Origin of the sequence: Nonomuraea sp. NPDC049421 (assembly GCF_040677005.1) — a bacterium.
Classification (GTDB): Bacteria; Actinomycetota; Actinomycetes; order Streptosporangiales; family Streptosporangiaceae; genus Nonomuraea; species Nonomuraea salmonea.
On sequence record NZ_JBFAQA010000001.1, the window covers coordinates 493,215 to 510,032 of the forward strand.

A 16,818-nucleotide genomic window follows, 5' to 3' on the forward strand; every position below is an offset into this window, starting at 1 on the left:
TTGTGGTTTCGTGACGCTTTCTGTTGCACAGATCGACCGGGAGACCGACCAGCTCGTCGACGAGTGGCTCACCCTCCCCGAAGTGGCCTCACGCCTCGATCTCCCGATCGGGCGGGCCAAGCAACTCCTGAAGGACCACAAGCTGCTCGGCGTACGCCGCGGCAGCGGCGGGCCACAGGTGCCCGCGGTGTTCCTCGACGGAAAGGACGTGATGAAGGGCCTGCCAGGCACGCTCACCGTGCTCCAGGACGCCGGCTACGACGACGTCGAGGCGCTGCGCTGGCTCTTCACCCCCGACGAGTCACTGCCAGGCTCGCCCATCGAGGCGATCAGGGCGGGCCGTCACACAGAGGTCAAGCGGCGTGCCCAAGCCCTCGCTTTCTGAGGCCCGCCTCTATCTCTGCACAGACGGCCGCCGCGACCGCGGCGATCTGGCGGAGTTCCTCGACGCGGTGCTGGCCGGCGGTGTGGACATCATCCAGCTGCGGGAGAAGGGCCTGGAGGCACGCGAAGAACTCGCGCTCCTCGACGTCTTCCGCGACGCCTGTGACCGGCACGGAAAACTGCTCGCCGTCAACGACCGGGCGGACATCGCCTACGCCGCCCGGCCCGACGTGCTCCACCTGGGGCAGGACGACCTTCCCGTGACTGTCGCGCGAGAGATACTCGGCGACGACGTCGTCATCGGACGGTCCACCCACTCCGCAGCCGAGGCGTCCGCCGCGGCCGTGGAGGAGGGCGTCGACTACTTCTGCTGCGGCCCGATCTGGCCGACGCCGACCAAGCCGGGCCGCCCGGCGCCTGGGCCGCCGCTGCTGCGGCACGCGGCGGCGCTCGGCACCTCGCGGCCGTGGTTCGGCATCGGCGGCATCGACCTGGGCACCCTCGACGAGGTGATGGCGTACGGCGTGAGCCGCGTGGTGGTCGTCCGCGCGATCACCGACGCCGACGACCCGGGCGCGGCCGCCGCGGAGTTCGCCAAGCGGCTGGCCGCGGGGCCGGCCCGCTGAGCCTGCGAGGCGCCCGCGCTTCCCCGCGCGGGCGCCTCCTTACCTGCGGACTCGGCTTGTCTGCGGACCTGTCTGCGGACCGGCTTTGTCTGCGGACCGGCTTTGTCCGCGGACTCGGCCTGTCCGCGGGCTCGGCGGGGTCAGGTCTTGCGGGACGTCGCCGCGATCGCCAGCTCGGTCAGCGCCTCGCGCGCCTCAGGAGTGACCGGCGCCGCGTCGAGCGTGGCCAGCGCCTGGCCGAGATAGCCGGCGATCAGGTCCTCGCACTCCTGCAGCGCGCCGGTGTCCTCGATGATGCCGCGCAGCTCCGCCACACCCTGCTCGTCCAGCCCGGGGTCGCCGAGCAGCCGGCGTACGGTGGCCGCGGCGGCGGGGGAGGCGGCGGCGAGGGTGCGGGCCACGAGCATCGTGCGCTTGCCCTCCCGCAGGTCGTCACCGGCCGGCTTGCCCGTCTGCGCCGGGTCGCCGAAGACGCCCAGGATGTCGTCGCGCAGCTGGAAGGCGATGCCGACGCGCTGGCCGTAGCCGGTGCACAGCTCGTCCATCCACGGCGCCTCCTCCCGGGCGGCGAGCACCAGGCCGAGCCGCAGCGGCTGCTCCACCGAGTATCTGCCGCTCTTGAACAGCGCCACCCGCAGCGCCGAGTCGAACGTGTTCTCCCCGGTGGCCTGCTCCAGCAGGTCGAGGTACTGGCCGCACATCAGCTCGCTGCGCATGTGGTCGTGGACGGGCCTGGCCGCCTCCAGCGCCTCGCGCGGCAGCCCGGACGTCCGCCACATCTCGCCCGACCAGAGCAGCAGCAGGTTGCCCAGCAGGATCGCCGCGCCCTCGCCGAACTGCCCGGACGAGCCGTGCCAGCCCGCCTCCTCGTGCATCGCCTGGAAGCGGCGGTGCGCCGACGGCATGCCCCTGCGCAGGTCGCTCTTGTCCATCACGTCGTCGTGCACCAGCGCGCTGGCCTGCAGCAGCTCAAGGGAGGCGGCGGCGGTGAAGACGGCGGGCACGTCGGTGCCCCCCGCACCCCGCCACCCCCAGTAGCAGAACGCGGGCCGCAGCCGCTTGCCTCCCGACAGCAACGCGTCGGCGGCCGTGCGCAGCGGCGCGAACTCGGTCTCGCCCCCGGCGGGGAGCTTCCGTTCGACGAACTCGGCGAGCGCGCGCTCCACCTGGGCGCGCAGGATCTCCATGCCGGCGGCGTCAGTGGTCATGCCTTGAGACTAGTGGCCGGGGGAGCGGGCTTCGATCTCGGCTGCGATCTCCAGGTACCGCTCTGGCCGGTGCGCGCGGAGGTTGTCGGGGTAGCCTTGTCGGCATGGCTCTTGGTCGACCCTCCATCCGGCCCGATCGCGTCCCCACGGTCCGCGACATGCTGGCCTCCGGTGCCCGGTCGTTCTCGTTCGAGTTCTTCCCGCCGAAGACCGACGAGGGCGAGCGGCAGCTGTGGCGCGCGATCAGGGAGCTCGAGTCGCTGCGGCCCACATTCGTCTCGGTGACCTACGGCGCGGGCGGCTCCACCCGCGACCGCACGGTCGACATCGTCGAGCGCATCGCCCACGACACCACCCTCACCCCCGTCGCCCACTTCACGGCCGTCAACCACTCCGTGCGCGAGCTGCGCCACCTCGTCGGCCGCTTCGCCGACGCGGGCGTGCGCAACATCCTCGCCGTACGCGGTGACCCGCCCGGCGACCCCACCGCCGACTGGGTGCCCCACCCCGACGGCGTTCTCTACGCCGAGGACCTCGTGCGGCTGATCCGGCAGTCCGGCGACTTCTGCGTGGGCGTGGCGGCCTTCCCCTACAAGCATCCGCGCTCGCCGTCCATCGAGTCCGACACCGAATACTTCGTCCGCAAGTGCCAGGCGGGCGCCGACTACGCGATCACGCAGATGTTCTTCCAGGCCGACGACTACCTGCGGCTGCGCGACCGGGTGGCGGCCAGGGGCTGTGACACGCCGATCATCCCGTGCATCATGCCGGTCACCCAGATGAGCACGATCGCCCGCTCCGAGCAGCTGTCGGGGGCGCCGTTCCCGCCCGAGGTCGCGGCCCGTTTCGAGGCGGTCAAGGACGATCCGGCGGCGGTGCGGCGGCTGGGCATCGACCACGGGGTGGAGCTGTGCCAGCGGCTGCTCGACGAGGGCGCGCCCGGCATCCACTTCATCACGTTCAACCGGTCGAGTGCGTCACGCGAGGTGTTCCAGCGCTTGGAGCCGGCGAGCCTGCCCGCGTAGAACCTGCCCGCGTAGAAATGGCCCGCCACCCGCCCGCAGGGGGACCGGGCGGGTGACGGGCAGGGGACACTAGACGGTGGGTAAAGGGTCGGCTACTTTCTGTCATGAATGGTGCCCGTGCGTCATCGCCGGTAAACCTGGGGTCACGCCGTCTTCAGCTCGCCGGGTTGCTCAGGTCAGGGGGAGGCGGCGGCCCGCGATCGCGTACTCCTCGTGGCCGCCGGGGAAGACGAACTTGGTGAGCAGGTCCATGAAGCCCATGCCGGCGTAAAGGTGGCGGGCCGCCGTGGGCTGGTCGTGGGTCGACAGGATGGCCGTACGCTCGCGACGCCCGGCGCACAGCGTCCTGATCATCTGGCGGCCGATGCCCTTGCTCTGGTAGTCGGGGTGCACGTGGATCTCGGCCAGCTCGAAGGCGTGGCCCATCCAGGCGTGTGCGGCCTCCTGGCCGATGCGGTCGGCCAGGCCGCGGACGACGACGTCGTGCCACCACTGGCCCGGCGCGCCCCTGAAGCCGTAGGCGAAGCCCACGATCCGGGGTTCCGGAGCTGCCAAATCTGGGGATGAATCACGCAATTCCGCGAAATAACACTGAAAATGGGGATATGTCGCGTGATTGCGCATGATGGTCTGGCGGCCGGTGATCTGGTCGAGAGGCGGGTTCATGGCCGCCGTGTAGATGTCGATCACCGTGTCCAGCCGTTCGGTGAACTGGGCCGGACCGGCTCCGCGAAACTCGATCACCCGTCGCACACTACTCGACGTCCACCGGCGTACCCCCGGTGATCCGCACCAGCTCGTCGAACGTCGTCGGAAAGACCGTGTGCGGGTGGCCGCCGGCCGCCCACACCACCTCGTGCTTGCTCAGCCAGTTGTCCACCAGCGTCCGCACCGGGGCGGGATGCCCGACCGGGGCCACTCCGCCGATGGGCTGGCCGGTCGCCGCCCTGACGAACTCCGGCGTGGCCCGGCGTACCCGCTCGGCGCCCGCCGTACGGGCGATCAGCTCGACGTCCACGCGGTGGGCGCCGCTGGTCAGGACGAGCAGCGGCGTGCCGTCGGCGTCGAAGATCAGGCTGTTGGCGATGGCGCCCACGTCGCAACCCAGCTGGGCCGCGGCCGCCGCGGCGGTGGGGGCCTTCTCCGGCAGGACCACGATCTCGCCGTGTGCTCCGCGTTCGCGCAGCGCGGACTCGACGACGACGGCGTTCGACGGCAACTTCTCAGGCATGGGGACACTCTAAACAGATTGGCCGCCCGATTACTCCCACAAGGGTCCTGGTGTAGGGTCCCGTGATCAGTTATGTACGGAATGTGAGAGGTGGTACCTGTGGGGTTTCCACGGCTGCCCGGGGTGGCTGCCCTCCTGACGGCCGGCGCCGTCGTCGTCTCGGGGTGCGGAACGCAGATCGCGTCACGTACGGCCGCCCCGCCCCCGAGCGGCTCCGCCGCCTCCGTCGCGCCTCCCGCGGCGGCGAAGAGCGCCCCTTCCGCCGAGCCCGAGCCCGCGGTCGAGGCGCCCCGCAAGACGTTACGGCTGGGCGCCAAGGGATCGGCGGTCAAGTGGCTGCAGAAGCGGCTGACCGAGCTCGGCTACCGGCCGGGCAAGGCCGACGGCCGCTACGGCGGCACCACGCTGGCCGCCGTGTGGGCGTTCCAGAAGGTCAACGGCATCAAGCCGACCAGCACCATCGCCCGCCGCACCTGGCAGGCGCTGGAGACGCCGAAGGCGCCCCGGGTGCTGGCCCGCAACGGCCGGCCCACCCGCGCGGAGGTCGACCTCACCAAGCAGGTCATGGTCCTGTACGTGCGCGGCAAGGTGAAGCTGATCACCCATGTGTCGTCGGGCAGCAACATCCCCTATTGCGAGACCACCACCTGGCAGGGCAGGAAGCAGCGCTTCTGCGGCTCGGCCAGCACCCCCACCGGCAACTACCGGACGACGTGGCGGGTGAGCGGGTGGCACAAGTCCTACCTCGGCCAGCTCTACAACCCCATCTTCTTCAACGGCGGCATCGCCTTCCACGGCGCGCTGTCGGTGCCCCTCCATCCCGCCTCGCACGGCTGCGTCCGCATGCCGATGAACGTCGCGGAGGAGCTGCCCGGCCTGCTCGGCAAGGGCGTGCCGGTGCACGTCAGGGGCAGGTTCCGCGGCTAGCTCCGCGCCTGGGCCGCTGAGCTCTGCGGGCTCTCCTTGCTCTCCTGGCTCTTCTTGGCCGCCGCCGCGCGCCTGCCGTCGGCGGCGGCCATCACCATGCCGGCGGCCTGCGCCAGCCCGCCGGCCAGGATGAGGTACGCCGCGTACGCCTGCCAGCCGGGCAGGCCCGCCACGAACCCGGACTGCCCGGTCAGGCCCGCCAGCGCCCTGGCCGGGTTGATCAGCGCGACGGCGAAGGCCAGCGTGTACGGCAGGACCAGCACGCCCGAGACCACCAGCAGCGCCGGGCGGCCCCTGCGCGGGCGGCGCAGCAGCAGGCCGATGACCAGGTAGGCGAGCGCCACCAGCCCGGCGAGCAGCGCCGTCAGCAGGATCATCTGCCAGGCGTCCGTGCCCGTGGACGTCATGCCCGAGTCGTCGATCGTGCCGCCCTCCCACTTGGGGTCGGCGATCTGCGCCCGCACCGCCGCGCGGACGCCCAGGTGGCCGGCACCCGCGTACGCCGCCGCCAGCACGGGGCCCAGGGCCAGCAGCACGAGCCCGGCCGGTCGCCCGATTCGCGCCATGCGCGCTCCTCTCCGCTCGTTCGGGGTTCTTGGAGACAGCCTCTCACCGGATGCCGGTGCTAGCCGAGCGCGCGCAACCCGGCCAGCGCGACCTCGCCCGCCCGCCGTACGGTGGCCATGATCTCCTCCACGGACCGGTTCTCGTCGACGTCCGTCATCACCGCCACCATGATCGCGCCGATCAGCGCGCCGACCGTCGCGCCCGCCTCGGAGAGGGTGAGCCGGTCGCGGAACGCCTCGTGCACGGCCTTGGCCAGCGTGAGCTGGCTGTCCAGCAGCACGTGCAGCGCCCGCGCCTGAAGGGACGGCACGGTCAGCACGAGCCGCGCGCGCACCGCGGCGGCGTCGAACGTGCCGGCGCCCGCGATGGCCTGCCCGATGCTGTCGTCGATGAGCTGCAGCAGCAGGTCGGCCACCGTGTCGCCGGGCCGCCTGGCGGAAAGCCGGGCCAGCGCCCTTTCGAGGCGGGCGCCGGCGTCGTAGAAGAGCACGTCCTCCTTGCTGGCGAAGTAGCTGAAGAACGTGCGCGTGGACACGTCGGCCTGTGCGGCGATCTCCGCGAGCGTCGTCTCCTCGAAGCCCTTCTCCTCGAACAGCCGCATCGCCGCCTGAATCAGCGCCTGGCGGGTGCGCTGCTTCTTGCGCTCTCGCAGTCCCTCAGCCATGGCGGCACTATAGTGCACCCGGTTATTTTTTACACTCGTTGCAAATTTTCATCCCGTGAGGTTTTCTGGAGAGGTAGCGAGGAAAGGAGCCGAACATGTCCGAAGTCACCCTGGTCACCGCTCGCCAGCGCCCGCTCGACCCCCCGGACGAGGTCACCGGCCTTCGACGGGACGGGGCGATCCACCGCATGAGATACGCCGACGGGCACCTGGGGTGGCTCGTCACCGGGTACGCAGCCGCCCGCGCGGTGCTCGCCCACCCCCACCTCAGCAACCACCCCGAGGGGCACCACCCGCCCATCGCCTCCACCCGGGCCGAACTCGCCGAACGCGGCTTCAAGCTGCCGCCCGGGTTCTTCCTGCGCATGGACGCCCCCGAGCACACCCGCTACCGCAAGCTGCTGACCGGGCAGTTCACCGTGCGGCGGATGAAGACCCTCGAACCGCGCATCGCCGAGATCACCCGCGACTGCATCGACGCCATGGAGGCCAAGGGCGGGCCGGTGGACCTGGTCGAGGAGTTCGCGCTGCCGATCCCCTCGCTGGTCATCTGCGAGCTGCTCGGGGTGCCGTACGACGACAGGGAGATGTTCCAGACGGAGTCGAAGAAGCTCTTCGACATCGAGGCGTCGGCGGACGACGCGATGGCGGCGCTGGGGCGGATCTGGGCGTACCTGCACGGGCTCATCCAGCAGAAGCGCGAGCGGCCGGCCGACGACCTGCTCAGCGGGCTCCTGGAGGGCGGTGAGCTGAACGACGACGAGCTCACCGGGGTCGGGGTGCTGCTGCTGATCGCCGGGCACGAGACGACCGCCAACATGCTGGGGCTTGGCACGTACGCGCTGCTGACCGACCCCGACCAGCTCGCCGCGCTGCGCGACGACCCCTCCCTGGTGGACAACGCCGTCGAGGAGCTGCTGCGGCACCTCACGATCATCCACCTCGGGCCCACCCGAGTGGCCAGGCAGGACGTCGAGATCGACGGCGTCACGATCAAGGCGGGCGAGACCGTCACGCTCCACCTGCCCGCCGCCAACCGCGACCCCGAGCGCTTCCCCGGCGGCGACCATCTCGACATCACCCGTCCCGCCGGCGGGCACCTCACCTTCGGCCACGGCATCCACCAGTGCCTCGGCCAGCAGCTCGCCCGCGCCGAGATGCGCATCGCGTACCCGGCACTGCTGCAGCGCCTGCCTGGCCTACGCTTGGCGGTAACACCCGAGGAGGTGCCGATGCGCTCGAAAATGTCGATATACGGGGTGCACCGCCTCCCTGTCACTTGGTAGGTCACCATGAAAATCAAGGCAGACGAATCGGTGTGCATCGGGGCGGGCATGTGCGCGCTGACGGTGCCCAAGATCTTCGACCAGAGCGAGGACGAAGGCACGGTGGTGCTGTTGCAGGACGTGCCGCCCCAGGAGCTGGAGGACGCCGTGCGCCGCGCTGTGACCCTCTGCCCGTCGGGGGCGATCTCAGTCGAGTGAGGACCACTCTCCGGACTGCCTGACAGCACCCTGGGGCGGTCTCCCGGCGGTCTCCGGGCCGTCTGACAGCATCCTGGGAGCGGCTTGCGGGCTGACACCGTCATGGGAGTGGCCTTCGGGCAGCCTGATCCCGTCATAAGGGCCGTCCACAGCGGCCCGTCACACCGTTATGCCGCCGCCGCCGCGACCTGGGTCGCGGCGGCGGTTCGCTGTGTCGCACGCCCTGCTCCCTGCGCCTTCCTGCGGCTTCTTGTGCTGTACGCCCTTCGCTTCAAGGTCATCGAACCTTTGTTCGCGAACCGGTTGACAACTGGGCGTGATCGAAATTATGTTCGATCTAGTGACGGTGAGGCTCGCGGCTCAACGTCACCAGGACCTGGTCGCGGGCCATCGCTTCCCCAAGCGAGCCCCGCGGCCAGGCTCCTCGGGCGAAGGGCACGTCCTCGTCGTCGGCGGAGACGAGTGGGCGTGTCCTGGCCGGACGGGGAGAGGGGAAGCTCCTCGTCCGGCCGGCCCGGCGGAAATGTCGGTGGCGTCTGCGATTGTTGTCACCACTGGCGGAGACGCCGGCGTCGCCCACGACTCCAAAGGAGGCGCGCAAGATGGCACCACGGCCTAGTGAAACGCCCGGGCCCCGGCTGTCGCCTGCGGTTCGGGCACACCTGACCGACTCTCGTTCCTGCCTGGCGGAGGCGAGCGCCGCTCGCACTCCCGCATCCCGCTACGTCGCCGCCCACCTGGCGGCCCTGCGCGCGGCCGCGGCCCTGCTGGCCGCCCGCCCCAGGCCCACGGAGGGCCGCAGGCGACGCCTGCGCAGCGCGTGGGAGCAGCTGCCCGAGGCCGAGCCCGCGCTGGCCGAGTGGGCCGCCTACTTCTCGATGACCGCCGCCAAGCGCGCAGCCGCCGAGGCGGGCATGGTGCGGCGGGTCAGCCAGGCCGACGCCGACGAGATCCTCGCCGAGGCCGAGACCTTCGTCTCCACCATCGAAGACCTCCTCGGCGTCCCGGGCCAGCCACAACTGCCAGTGGACGTCCCACTGGCAGGCTGACCCCCAGCCACAGGCCCTCGGGCAACCGACGCGAGTCCCCGCCTGCCCACCGCGGGGACTGACACCACGGTCACGGGCGAACACGTCCTCACCCGCCCCCAGCCACCCCCGCACCCCTCACCGGGGTATTCACGCGAGGTTCCACTTCCCCGCCGCAAGGACCGACGCCACGATCGCGGGCGAACGGCTGCGGCGAACGCGCTATGTCCCGCTCCCAGCCGCCCTCACCCCGCAACGGCGGGCAAGCCGCCACAGCATCCTGACGCCACTTCGTCGCTGCCGCCGCGTCCCGTCTCGCCGATGGCGGGCCGCGGCGTCGCGGCAGGCTGACGCCCTATCGTCGCAGGGCTCGTGTCGGGGTGCTTCCCTCCCATGTCGCCGCGCCCGCTCGCCCCGCTTGCCCCGCTTGCCCGGCTGGCGCCGCTGGCGCCCGCCCCCCCTGTCTCCCGCTTGCCCGCGCCCCGCTCGCGCCGCTTGCGCGCCCCCTGTGCCCCGCTTACCCCGCGCCCCCGCTTGCTCCGCCGAGCTTGGCCCCGCTCGGCGGGCCTCGTGTCGGCGCGTCAGTTGTGGGGCTGGGCGGTGCTTGGTTGCGTTCTGCGGGGGTTTGGGCGTGGGGAGTGGGTGACCGGTCACTTCGGGGTCTGCGTGGCTCGCATGACCGTTCTGGGGGCGTCCGGGTGGGGACCTGAGTCAGGTGAACGTGCTGAAGGCTCGCCGGGCGTCCGGCGAGCCTTCAGATGAGCGGGTGACCTCGCAAATGTGCCACCGTGGTTCCGGGCCGGTGGGGGCCGGGGTGGCCGGTCTCCTCCTGCGCAGGGTCGGAGAGGGCCTGGTCCGGCGTCGGCCTGGAACGACGGGTGGTTAGAACGATTCCACGGCCCGGCGGGCCTCGGCGTCGAGGACGCCCCAGCTGATGAGCTCCTCGGTCAGCTCGCTCGGCGACTTGTCGTAGATGACCGCCAGGGAGCGCAGGTCCTCCTGGCGGATCGACAGCACCTTGCCGTTGTAGTCACCGCGCTGGCTCTGGATGGTGGCGGCGTACCGGGCGAGTGCGCCCGCCTTCTCCTTCGGCAGCGTGGCGAGGCGCTCCAGGTCGATCACAAGCTTGGGCGTCGGCCCGAGCGGGCTGGGGGCGGCTCCGCCCGGCAGCAGCTCGGAGACGGGCACCCCGTAGAAGTCGGCAAGCTCGGCAAGCTTCTGCACGGTCACGGCGCGGTCGCCACGCTCGTACGACCCCACGACGACGGCTTTCCACCGGCCACGCGACTTCTCTTCGACTCCATGCAGGGACAGGCCCTGCTGGGTGCGGATGGCGCGGAGTCGTGCACCCAGCGACTTTGCGTACTCAGACGGCATGGTGTGGCCCCCCGGCTCTCGTATGTATCGCTCTCAGTAGATTGTGCTCCCTTGCGGCGTATGCCCGGGCCACCGGGGGGTCTGGTGCCAGGCTCGGCACCATCGGTAGCCATGGCCCTGGGTTTACCCCAGAACGCCGCGCGGTGTGGTTACGCACAGTGACGGTAAAGGGGTGGACGCCTGAGGTCAAGCTGATTGGAAAAAAGATGCCGAATCCGGTCCGGTAGGGATCGCCACATTCGCCCCTCTTGTCGCGCTGGTAACACTACTTCGTCAGAGTTTGACGAGGAATCGTCGCCTGCTCAGGGCTGCCTGGTCAGGATCATGACGGGGCAGGTCGCGGCCTTGATGATCTTGATGGAGGTGTCCCCGAGGAAGACCCTCCTGAGTGGCCCGGTGTCGCTGGAAGCGCATATGATCATCTCGCCGGGCAGCCAGGAGGTCGCGCCGAGCGCCTGCGCCACGTTGCGGCCCTCCAGCACCTCGACCTCCACGGGTGCCTGCGAGCGCCGGTGCCCGCGTGCCGCCGTGCGCAGGTCCGCCGCGGCCTGGTCGCGCAGACGTACGAGCATCTCCTCCTCGATCCGCGCCCGCCTGCCGCTGCTGAGCACCAGCGTGACCAGGCGCAGCGGCACGCCCAGCGTGGCCGCCGTCGCGGCGGCGACCTTGACGGCCTGGTCGCAGCCAGGGCCGCGCCGGTAGGCGAGCGTGATGCGGTCGAAGGCGGCGTGCGGAGTCTCGCCGAAGCCGCGCGGCGCGAGCAGGACGGGAACGGAGGAGGAGTGCAACAGCTGGTCGGCGGTGCTGCCCAAGGCGATGCGGCCCCTGCCGCCGCCCGGCGCGGGGCCGATCACCACCACGTCGGCGCCCCGCTTGCGGGCCAGCTCCACCAGGCCGCGCCCGCTGCCGCGATGGGCGGTGACGACGTAATCGGCCTCGTCGCCGGCCAGCTCGCGGGCCTGGGCGAGCGCGGTGTCGGCCTGCTCGCGCAGATACGCCAGCCAGGCGCTCTCCTCGGCCCGCGCGGGTCCCGGGGTGGAGACGGCGGGCGGCCGCACGTACGCGACCGACAGCCGGGCCCCGGCCTGGGAGGCGAGCAGGACGGCCAGCGTCAGCCCGTCGTGTCCCCGCGGCCCCGGCATGTATCCGGCCAGCACGTCGTCGAGCTTCATCAACACTCCTTGAGCGTGGATATCCCGGGCTTCAGTCCTGCGGAGGAGACGCGGCACGGTATCGCGCTGTCTCGAACATGCTCTCGGCACTTGACTGATCGCCTGGTGGAAGGTGGACCGTGGCGCAGGTCGTGAAGCGGGCCTACAAGTACCGCTTCTGTCCGGCTCCCGAGCAAGCCTCTGAGCTTGCCCGGACGTTCGGCTGCGTCCGTCTCGTCTACAACAAGGCACTCGAAGAGCGCACCCGCGCCTACGGGTTGGAGGATGGTGGTGTGCCGCTTCGAGCCCTGGTTCGACTCGCGTGAGAACAGACCATGGTGTCTTGGCTTGGATCTGTCGGCCTGGGTTTCGAAGTGGTGCTCGCTGTCGCCGGGGCGTCGTGTCAATCAGCGCACCTCGGCATTCAGCCGCGAATGGCCATAGCCGTACAGGAAGTAGCAGACCAGGCCGGCGAGCATCCACAGCCCGAAGGCCAGCCACGTCACCCCGGCGAGACCGGCCATGACCACGACGCACAGGATCGCGCCGAGCACCGGCGTGGCGGGAAAGAGCGGCGTGCGGAAGCTGCGCGGCAGCTCGGGGCTGCGGTAGCGGAGCACGAGCACGCCGACGTTGACGATGGCGAACGCGAACAGCGTGCCGATGCTGGTCGCCTCGGCGAGCTGCCCGAGCGGCACCAGCCCGGCCAGCACGGAGATGAACGCGGCCACGATCAGCGTGTTGAGCACCGGCACCTGGCGGCGCGGGTTCACCCGCTGGAAGACGCGCGGGACGAGGCCGTCGCGCGACATCGCGAACAGGATGCGGGTCTGGCCGTAGATGACGGTCAGCACGACGCTGGCGATCGCGATGACCGCGCCGAACGAGACGATCAGCCCCGGCCAGGTGGCGCCGATCGCCAGGTCGGCGATGTACGACAGGCTCGCCTCTGTGCTGTCGGGGTCGAAGTCCTGCCACGGCATCGCCCCGATCGCGGCCAGGGCCACCGCGACGTACACGACGGTGACGATGAGCAGCGACAGCAGGATCGCCAGCGGCAGGTCGCGCTTGGGGTTCCTGGCCTCCTCACCGGCGGTGGAGGCGGCGTCGAAGCCGATGTAGGAGAAGAACACCTGCGAGGCCGCCGCCGTGATGCCGGCCACGCCCATGGGCGCGAACGGCGCGAGGTTGCCGGATTCGAAGGCGGTGAACGCCACCACGCAGAAGAAGACCAGCACCGCGACCTTGACGAGCACGAAGACGGCGTTGGCCGTGGCGCTCTCGGACGCGCCGTACAGCAGCAGCCAGGTGGCCAGCAGCACGATGACGATGGCGGTGACGTTGACCACGCCGCCGTCCTGGCCGGGGGAGCGGGTGATCGCGTCGGGCAGCGTGAAGCCGAACAGCGAGCGCAGGAACGCGTTGACGTACTCGCCCCAGCCGACGGCCACGGCCGCCACCGAGACGGCGTACTCCAGCATCAGGCACCAGCCGCAGACCCAGGCCACCAGCTCGCCGAGCGTCGCGTACGCGTAGGAGTAGGACGAGCCGGACACCGGGATCGTCCCGGCGAGCTCGGCGTACGACAGTGCCGAGAACAGCGCCGTGACCGCCGCGAGCACGAACGCCAGCACCACCGCGGGCCCCGCCTTGGGCACCGCCTGCCCGAGGATCACGAAGATCCCCGTGCCCAGCGTGGCGCCCACGCTGAACAGCGTGAGCTGCCACAGCGACATCGTGCGGCGCAGCTCGCCGCCCTCACCGTGCCCGCCCTCGGCCACGATGCGGCCGGTCGGCTTGGTACGGAAGAGCCGTCGGGCCAGTGTCACGGACACCCCCCTACAGCGTGCTCGTCAGCGGCCACCTGCCGTTGGGCGTCACGATCGTTCCCGCCGTGCCGCCGAGTATGCCTTCGGCCTGGTCAAGACGGCCGATGGCGGCCATGTCACCGGTCGTCTCGACGAACCGGCAGACCGCCTCCACCTTCGGCCCCATCGACCCGGCGGGGAAGTCGAGCGCGCGCAGCTCGTGCGGCGTGGTGTGGCCGATCGGGCGCTCCTCAGGCGTGCCGAAGCCGCGCATGACGTGCGGCACGTCGGTCAGGCTGAGGAAGGCGTCGCAGTCGAGCGCCTCGGCCAGCAGCGCGGTCGTCAGGTCCTTGTCGACGACCGCCTCGACGCCGGTCAGCCGGCCGCGCTCGTCGCGGACGACGGGGATGCCGCCGCCGCCCGCGCACACCACGATCACGCCCTCGCCCATCATCCGGCGGATCAGCCGGGTCTCGACGACGCGTTGCGGGGCGGGGGAGGGCACGACGCGGCGCCAGTGGGAGCCGTCCTGCTTGACGGTCCAGCCGTGCTCGGCGGCCAGCTTCTCGGCCTCCTCCCGGTCGTAGACCTGCCCGACGAACTTGGCGGGCGCCGCGAACGCCGGATCGACGGCCGACACCAGCGTCTGCGTCACCATGGCCAGCACCTGGCGGCCGGGCAGCGCGTTCTGCAGCGCCTGCTGCATCCAGTAGCCGAGCAGGCCCTGCGTCTGCGCGCCGAGCGCGTCGAACGGGTAGGGGCCGCTCAGGCCGGGGTCGGCGGCGCTCTGCATGGCCAGCATCCCGACCTGGGGCCCGTTGCCGTGGGTGATGACCAGCTCGTGCCGTCCTGCCAGGCCCGCCAGCGTCCTGACCGCATCGCGCACGTTGGCCACCTGCGTGGCGGCGTCGGGGCGCTCGCCGCGCCGCAGCACCGCGTTGCCGCCGAGCGCCACGATGACCCGCACCTCAGCAGCCTCCCAGCGTCGCGACCATGACGGCCTTGGCCGCGTGCAGCCGGTTCTCGGCCTGGTCGAAGACGATCGAGCGGGGCGAGTCGAAGACGGCGCCGGTCACCTCCAGCGCGTCGAGCCCGGTGCGGTCGAAGATCTCGGCGCCGACCTTCGTCCGCCGGTCGTGGAAGGCCGGCAGGCAGTGCATGAACCGCACCTCCGGGTTGCCCGTCGCCCGCACCACGGCGTCGTTCACCTGGTACGGCAGCAGCAGCTTGATCCGCTCGTCCCACACCTCGGCGGGCTCGCCCAGCGACACCCACACGTCGGTGTAGAGGAAGTCCGCGCCCCTGACGCCCTCGTTCACGTCGTCGGTGACGGTGATCCTGGCCCCCGTGGCGGCGGCCACCTCCTCGGCGGGGCCCACCGCGAGCCCGGCGTCGGGCCAGAGCGCCTTGGGCGCGACCACGCGGACGTCCATGCCCGCCATCGCGCCCGTCACCAGCAGCGAGTGGCCCATGTTGTTGCGCCCGTCGCCCAGGTAGGCGAGGGCCACCTCGTTCAGCGGCCGGCCGGCGTGCTCGCTCATCGTCAGCACGTCGGCCAGCGTCTGCGTCGGGTGCCAGGAGTCGCTCAGCCCGTTCCACACCGGCACTCCGGCCAGCGCCGCCAGCTCCTCGACGTCGGCGTGGTCGCCGCCGCGGTAGAGGACGCCGTCGTACATGCGGCCCAGCACCCGCGCGGTGTCGGCGACCGACTCCTTGTGCCCGAGCTGCGAGTCCCCCGGACCGAGGTACGTCGTGTGCGCCCCCTGCTCGTGCGCCGCCACCTCGAACGCGCAGCGCGTCCGCGTCGAGGTCTTGCCGAAGACCAGCGCGACGGCGCGGCCGGTGAGCCGCGGCCGCTCGGCGCCGGCGCGTCCGGCGGCCTTGAGCCCGGCCGCCAGCTCCGCCAGCCGGCCGAACTCGCCGGGCGTGAAGTCCAGCTCCTTGAGGAAGCTGCGGTTGCGCAGATCGTCGCCCATCGGTCGGTGTTCCCCCCTAGACGGCGTCACGTTCGAGCGGGCAGCTCATGCACCGCGGCCCCCCGCGCCCCCTGCCGAGCTCGCTGCCCCTGATCGTGATCACCTCGATGCCGTTGTCGCGCAGGTAGTTGTTGGTGGTGGCGTTGCGCTCGTAGGCCACGACCACGCCGGGCTCCAGCGCCAGCCCGTTGCAGCCGTCGTCCCACTGCTCCCGCTCGGCGGCGTAGACGTCCTGGGTGGCCGTCAGGACCGTGATGTCCGGCAGGTCGAGCGCGTGCGCGATCGCCTTGTGCATGTCCTCAGGGGGGTGGTCGGTGACCTTGAGCTCCTTGGACGTCTCCCCGGGCTCGATCGTGTACGCCGGCAGCATGCCGAGGCCCGCGTACTTGGTGAACACCCCCACGTCCAGCATCGTCATCACGGTGTCGAGATGCATGAACGCCCGCGCCTTCGGCATGTCGAGCGCCACGATGCGGCTCGCCGAGCCGGCCCTGAACAGCCGCTGCGCCAGCATCTCGACCGCCTGCGGCTGGGTGCGCTCGCTCATCCCTACCAGCACCGCGCCCCGCCCGATGACCAGCACGTCGCCGCCCTCGATGGTGGCGGGCGCGGCGGCCCTGCCCGGCATCCAGCAGTGGTAGCCGCCCTGCCCCGGCCGGTTGAAGCCGTCCGCGAACGTCGGGTGGTACATGTAGACGGCCTCCATGTTGACCGTCTCCCGCATGCGGGCCTTCTTCTTCATCGCGTTGATCGACACGCCGTCGTAGATCCAGCAGGAGGTGTCGCGGGTGAACAGATGGTTGGGCAGCGGCGGCAGCACGAACCCGTCGTCGGCCGTGGTGTGGAAGGTCAGCGCCTTCGGGTCGCACCCCAGCTCGACCAGCTCCCGCTTGGTGATGCCGCCGGTCAGATACATCTGCAGGGTCGCCGAGTCCATGCCGTCGAGGGTGTTGCGCACGTCGTCGATCGCGACCGGGCCGAGCCAGCGCTCGTCCACGACGGCGTCGAGGATGTGCTTGCGCGCCTCGGGGATCTCGACGGTCTCCTGGAGCAGGTCGGACAGCAGGTGGACGCGGATGCCGCGGCTGGTGAGCACCTGCTGGAACTCCTCGTGCTCCTCTATGGCCCGCTGCACCCACAGCACGTCGTCGAAGAGGAAGGCGTCCTTGCTCGTGGGGGTCAGCCGTTTCAGTGCCAGGTCGGGCTTGTGCAGCAGGACCTGCCGCAGGTGTCCGACCTCGCTGTCCACATGAAAGGTCATCTCTGCTCTATCCCCCTCCCGGCGGCGGTACTCACGCCCGCCGGCCCGCCGCCGCGCCCGGGTCACGTGCCCCGCGCGGGCCGCTCCGACACGGGCGCGGG

18 protein-coding genes and 1 pseudogene are annotated in these 16,818 nt (G+C 71.1%); 8 read left to right on the plus strand and 11 right to left on the minus strand.

Annotated elements, in window-relative coordinates:
- Positions 1 to 10: 10 nt before the first annotated feature.
- Positions 11 to 385 (plus strand): Rv2175c family DNA-binding protein, encoded by a 375-nt coding sequence (locus AB0K18_RS02275; RefSeq protein ID WP_355429466.1) that lies wholly within the window; start codon positions 11 to 13, stop codon positions 383 to 385.
- The gene (thiE, locus tag AB0K18_RS02280) at positions 363 to 1,010 is read left to right on the plus strand and encodes a thiamine phosphate synthase (protein WP_364908618.1); all 648 of its coding nucleotides are present in this window, start codon (positions 363 to 365) and stop codon (positions 1,008 to 1,010) included. Before AB0K18_RS02275 ends, thiE begins: the two co-directional genes overlap by 23 nt.
- A 140-nt stretch (positions 1,011 to 1,150) precedes the next feature.
- Here the strand turns inward: thiE and AB0K18_RS02285 are convergent, their stop codons facing one another.
- A complete protein-coding gene (locus tag AB0K18_RS02285) occupies positions 1,151 to 2,218 on the minus strand; it encodes a polyprenyl synthetase family protein (RefSeq protein WP_364908621.1) in 1,068 nt (355 codons plus the stop codon).
- 104 nt (positions 2,219 to 2,322) lie between these two features.
- Here AB0K18_RS02285 and metF point away from each other — a divergent pair, with 104 nt between their 5' ends.
- Positions 2,323 to 3,243 carry a methylenetetrahydrofolate reductase [NAD(P)H] gene (gene metF, locus AB0K18_RS02290; RefSeq protein ID WP_364908624.1) on the plus strand — a complete coding sequence of 307 codons (921 nt, stop codon included), beginning with the start codon at positions 2,323 to 2,325 and terminating at the stop codon, positions 3,241 to 3,243.
- A gap of 171 nt (positions 3,244 to 3,414) precedes the next feature.
- Here the strand turns inward: metF and AB0K18_RS02295 are convergent, their stop codons facing one another.
- A complete protein-coding gene (locus AB0K18_RS02295) occupies positions 3,415 to 3,987 on the minus strand; it encodes a GNAT family N-acetyltransferase (protein WP_364908627.1) in 573 nt (190 codons plus the stop codon).
- 10 nt (positions 3,988 to 3,997) lie between these two features.
- Positions 3,998 to 4,474 (minus strand): YbaK/EbsC family protein, encoded by a 477-nt coding sequence (locus AB0K18_RS02300; protein WP_364908629.1) that lies wholly within the window; start codon positions 4,472 to 4,474, stop codon positions 3,998 to 4,000.
- 99 nt (positions 4,475 to 4,573) lie between these two features.
- Here AB0K18_RS02300 and AB0K18_RS02305 point away from each other — a divergent pair, with 99 nt between their 5' ends.
- Positions 4,574 to 5,401, plus strand: coding sequence for a L,D-transpeptidase family protein (locus AB0K18_RS02305; RefSeq protein WP_364908632.1), 828 nt, complete (start codon positions 4,574 to 4,576; stop codon positions 5,399 to 5,401).
- Here the strand turns inward: AB0K18_RS02305 and AB0K18_RS02310 are convergent.
- The gene (locus tag AB0K18_RS02310) at positions 5,398 to 5,967 is read right to left on the minus strand and encodes a hypothetical protein (RefSeq protein ID WP_364908634.1); all 570 of its coding nucleotides are present in this window, start codon (positions 5,965 to 5,967) and stop codon (positions 5,398 to 5,400) included. The two genes, AB0K18_RS02305 and AB0K18_RS02310, sit on opposite strands and share 4 nt — an antisense overlap.
- A gap of 59 nt (positions 5,968 to 6,026) precedes the next feature.
- Positions 6,027 to 6,632 carry a helix-turn-helix domain-containing protein gene (locus AB0K18_RS02315; protein ID WP_364908637.1) on the minus strand — a complete coding sequence of 202 codons (606 nt, stop codon included), beginning with the start codon at positions 6,630 to 6,632 and terminating at the stop codon, positions 6,027 to 6,029.
- A 95-nt stretch (positions 6,633 to 6,727) separates the two neighbouring features.
- Between AB0K18_RS02315 and AB0K18_RS02320 the strand changes: the two genes are divergently transcribed.
- From AB0K18_RS02320 to AB0K18_RS02330, 3 genes are all read left to right on the plus strand, one after another.
- Positions 6,728 to 7,918 carry a cytochrome P450 gene (locus AB0K18_RS02320; protein WP_364908640.1) on the plus strand — a complete coding sequence of 397 codons (1,191 nt, stop codon included), beginning with the start codon at positions 6,728 to 6,730 and terminating at the stop codon, positions 7,916 to 7,918.
- Positions 7,919 to 7,924: 6 nt separating this feature from the next.
- Complete coding sequence (locus AB0K18_RS02325; protein ID WP_355429495.1) at positions 7,925 to 8,116, plus strand: ferredoxin; 192 nt, start codon at positions 7,925 to 7,927, stop codon at positions 8,114 to 8,116.
- A gap of 602 nt (positions 8,117 to 8,718) precedes the next feature.
- Positions 8,719 to 9,165 carry an SAV_6107 family HEPN domain-containing protein gene (locus AB0K18_RS02330; protein ID WP_364908642.1) on the plus strand — a complete coding sequence of 149 codons (447 nt, stop codon included), beginning with the start codon at positions 8,719 to 8,721 and terminating at the stop codon, positions 9,163 to 9,165.
- Positions 9,166 to 10,026: 861 nt separating this feature from the next.
- Here the strand turns inward: AB0K18_RS02330 and AB0K18_RS02335 are convergent.
- Both AB0K18_RS02335 and AB0K18_RS02340 read right to left on the minus strand, forming a co-directional pair.
- Entirely contained in the window at positions 10,027 to 10,521 is a 495-nt protein-coding gene (locus AB0K18_RS02335) for a transcriptional regulator (RefSeq protein WP_026214021.1), read from the minus strand.
- 302 nt (positions 10,522 to 10,823) lie between these two features.
- The gene (locus AB0K18_RS02340; protein ID WP_364908645.1) at positions 10,824 to 11,693 is read right to left on the minus strand and encodes a universal stress protein; all 870 of its coding nucleotides are present in this window, start codon (positions 11,691 to 11,693) and stop codon (positions 10,824 to 10,826) included.
- A 119-nt stretch (positions 11,694 to 11,812) separates the two neighbouring features.
- Between AB0K18_RS02340 and AB0K18_RS02345 the strand changes: the two are divergent.
- Positions 11,813 to 11,947: pseudogene (locus AB0K18_RS02345) on the plus strand (helix-turn-helix domain-containing protein); the annotation flags it as partial.
- Between the two features lie 132 nt (positions 11,948 to 12,079).
- Here the strand turns inward: AB0K18_RS02345 and AB0K18_RS02350 are convergent.
- The 4 genes from AB0K18_RS02350 to AB0K18_RS02365 are packed head-to-tail and all read right to left on the minus strand — an operon-like array spanning position 12,080 to position 16,717.
- On the minus strand, positions 12,080 to 13,501 hold the full coding sequence (locus AB0K18_RS02350; protein WP_364908648.1) for an amino acid permease: 1,422 nt from the start codon (positions 13,499 to 13,501) through the stop codon (positions 12,080 to 12,082).
- 10 nt (positions 13,502 to 13,511) lie between these two features.
- Positions 13,512 to 14,447 (minus strand): carbamate kinase, encoded by a 936-nt coding sequence (locus AB0K18_RS02355; RefSeq protein WP_364908651.1) that lies wholly within the window; start codon positions 14,445 to 14,447, stop codon positions 13,512 to 13,514.
- Position 14,448: 1 nt separating this feature from the next.
- Positions 14,449 to 15,456, minus strand: coding sequence for an ornithine carbamoyltransferase (gene argF / locus AB0K18_RS02360; protein WP_364908654.1), 1,008 nt, complete (start codon positions 15,454 to 15,456; stop codon positions 14,449 to 14,451).
- A gap of 16 nt (positions 15,457 to 15,472) precedes the next feature.
- Positions 15,473 to 16,717, minus strand: a complete 1,245-nt coding sequence (locus AB0K18_RS02365; protein ID WP_364908657.1) for an arginine deiminase — start codon at positions 16,715 to 16,717, stop codon at positions 15,473 to 15,475.
- Positions 16,718 to 16,818: the final 101 nt, after the last annotated feature.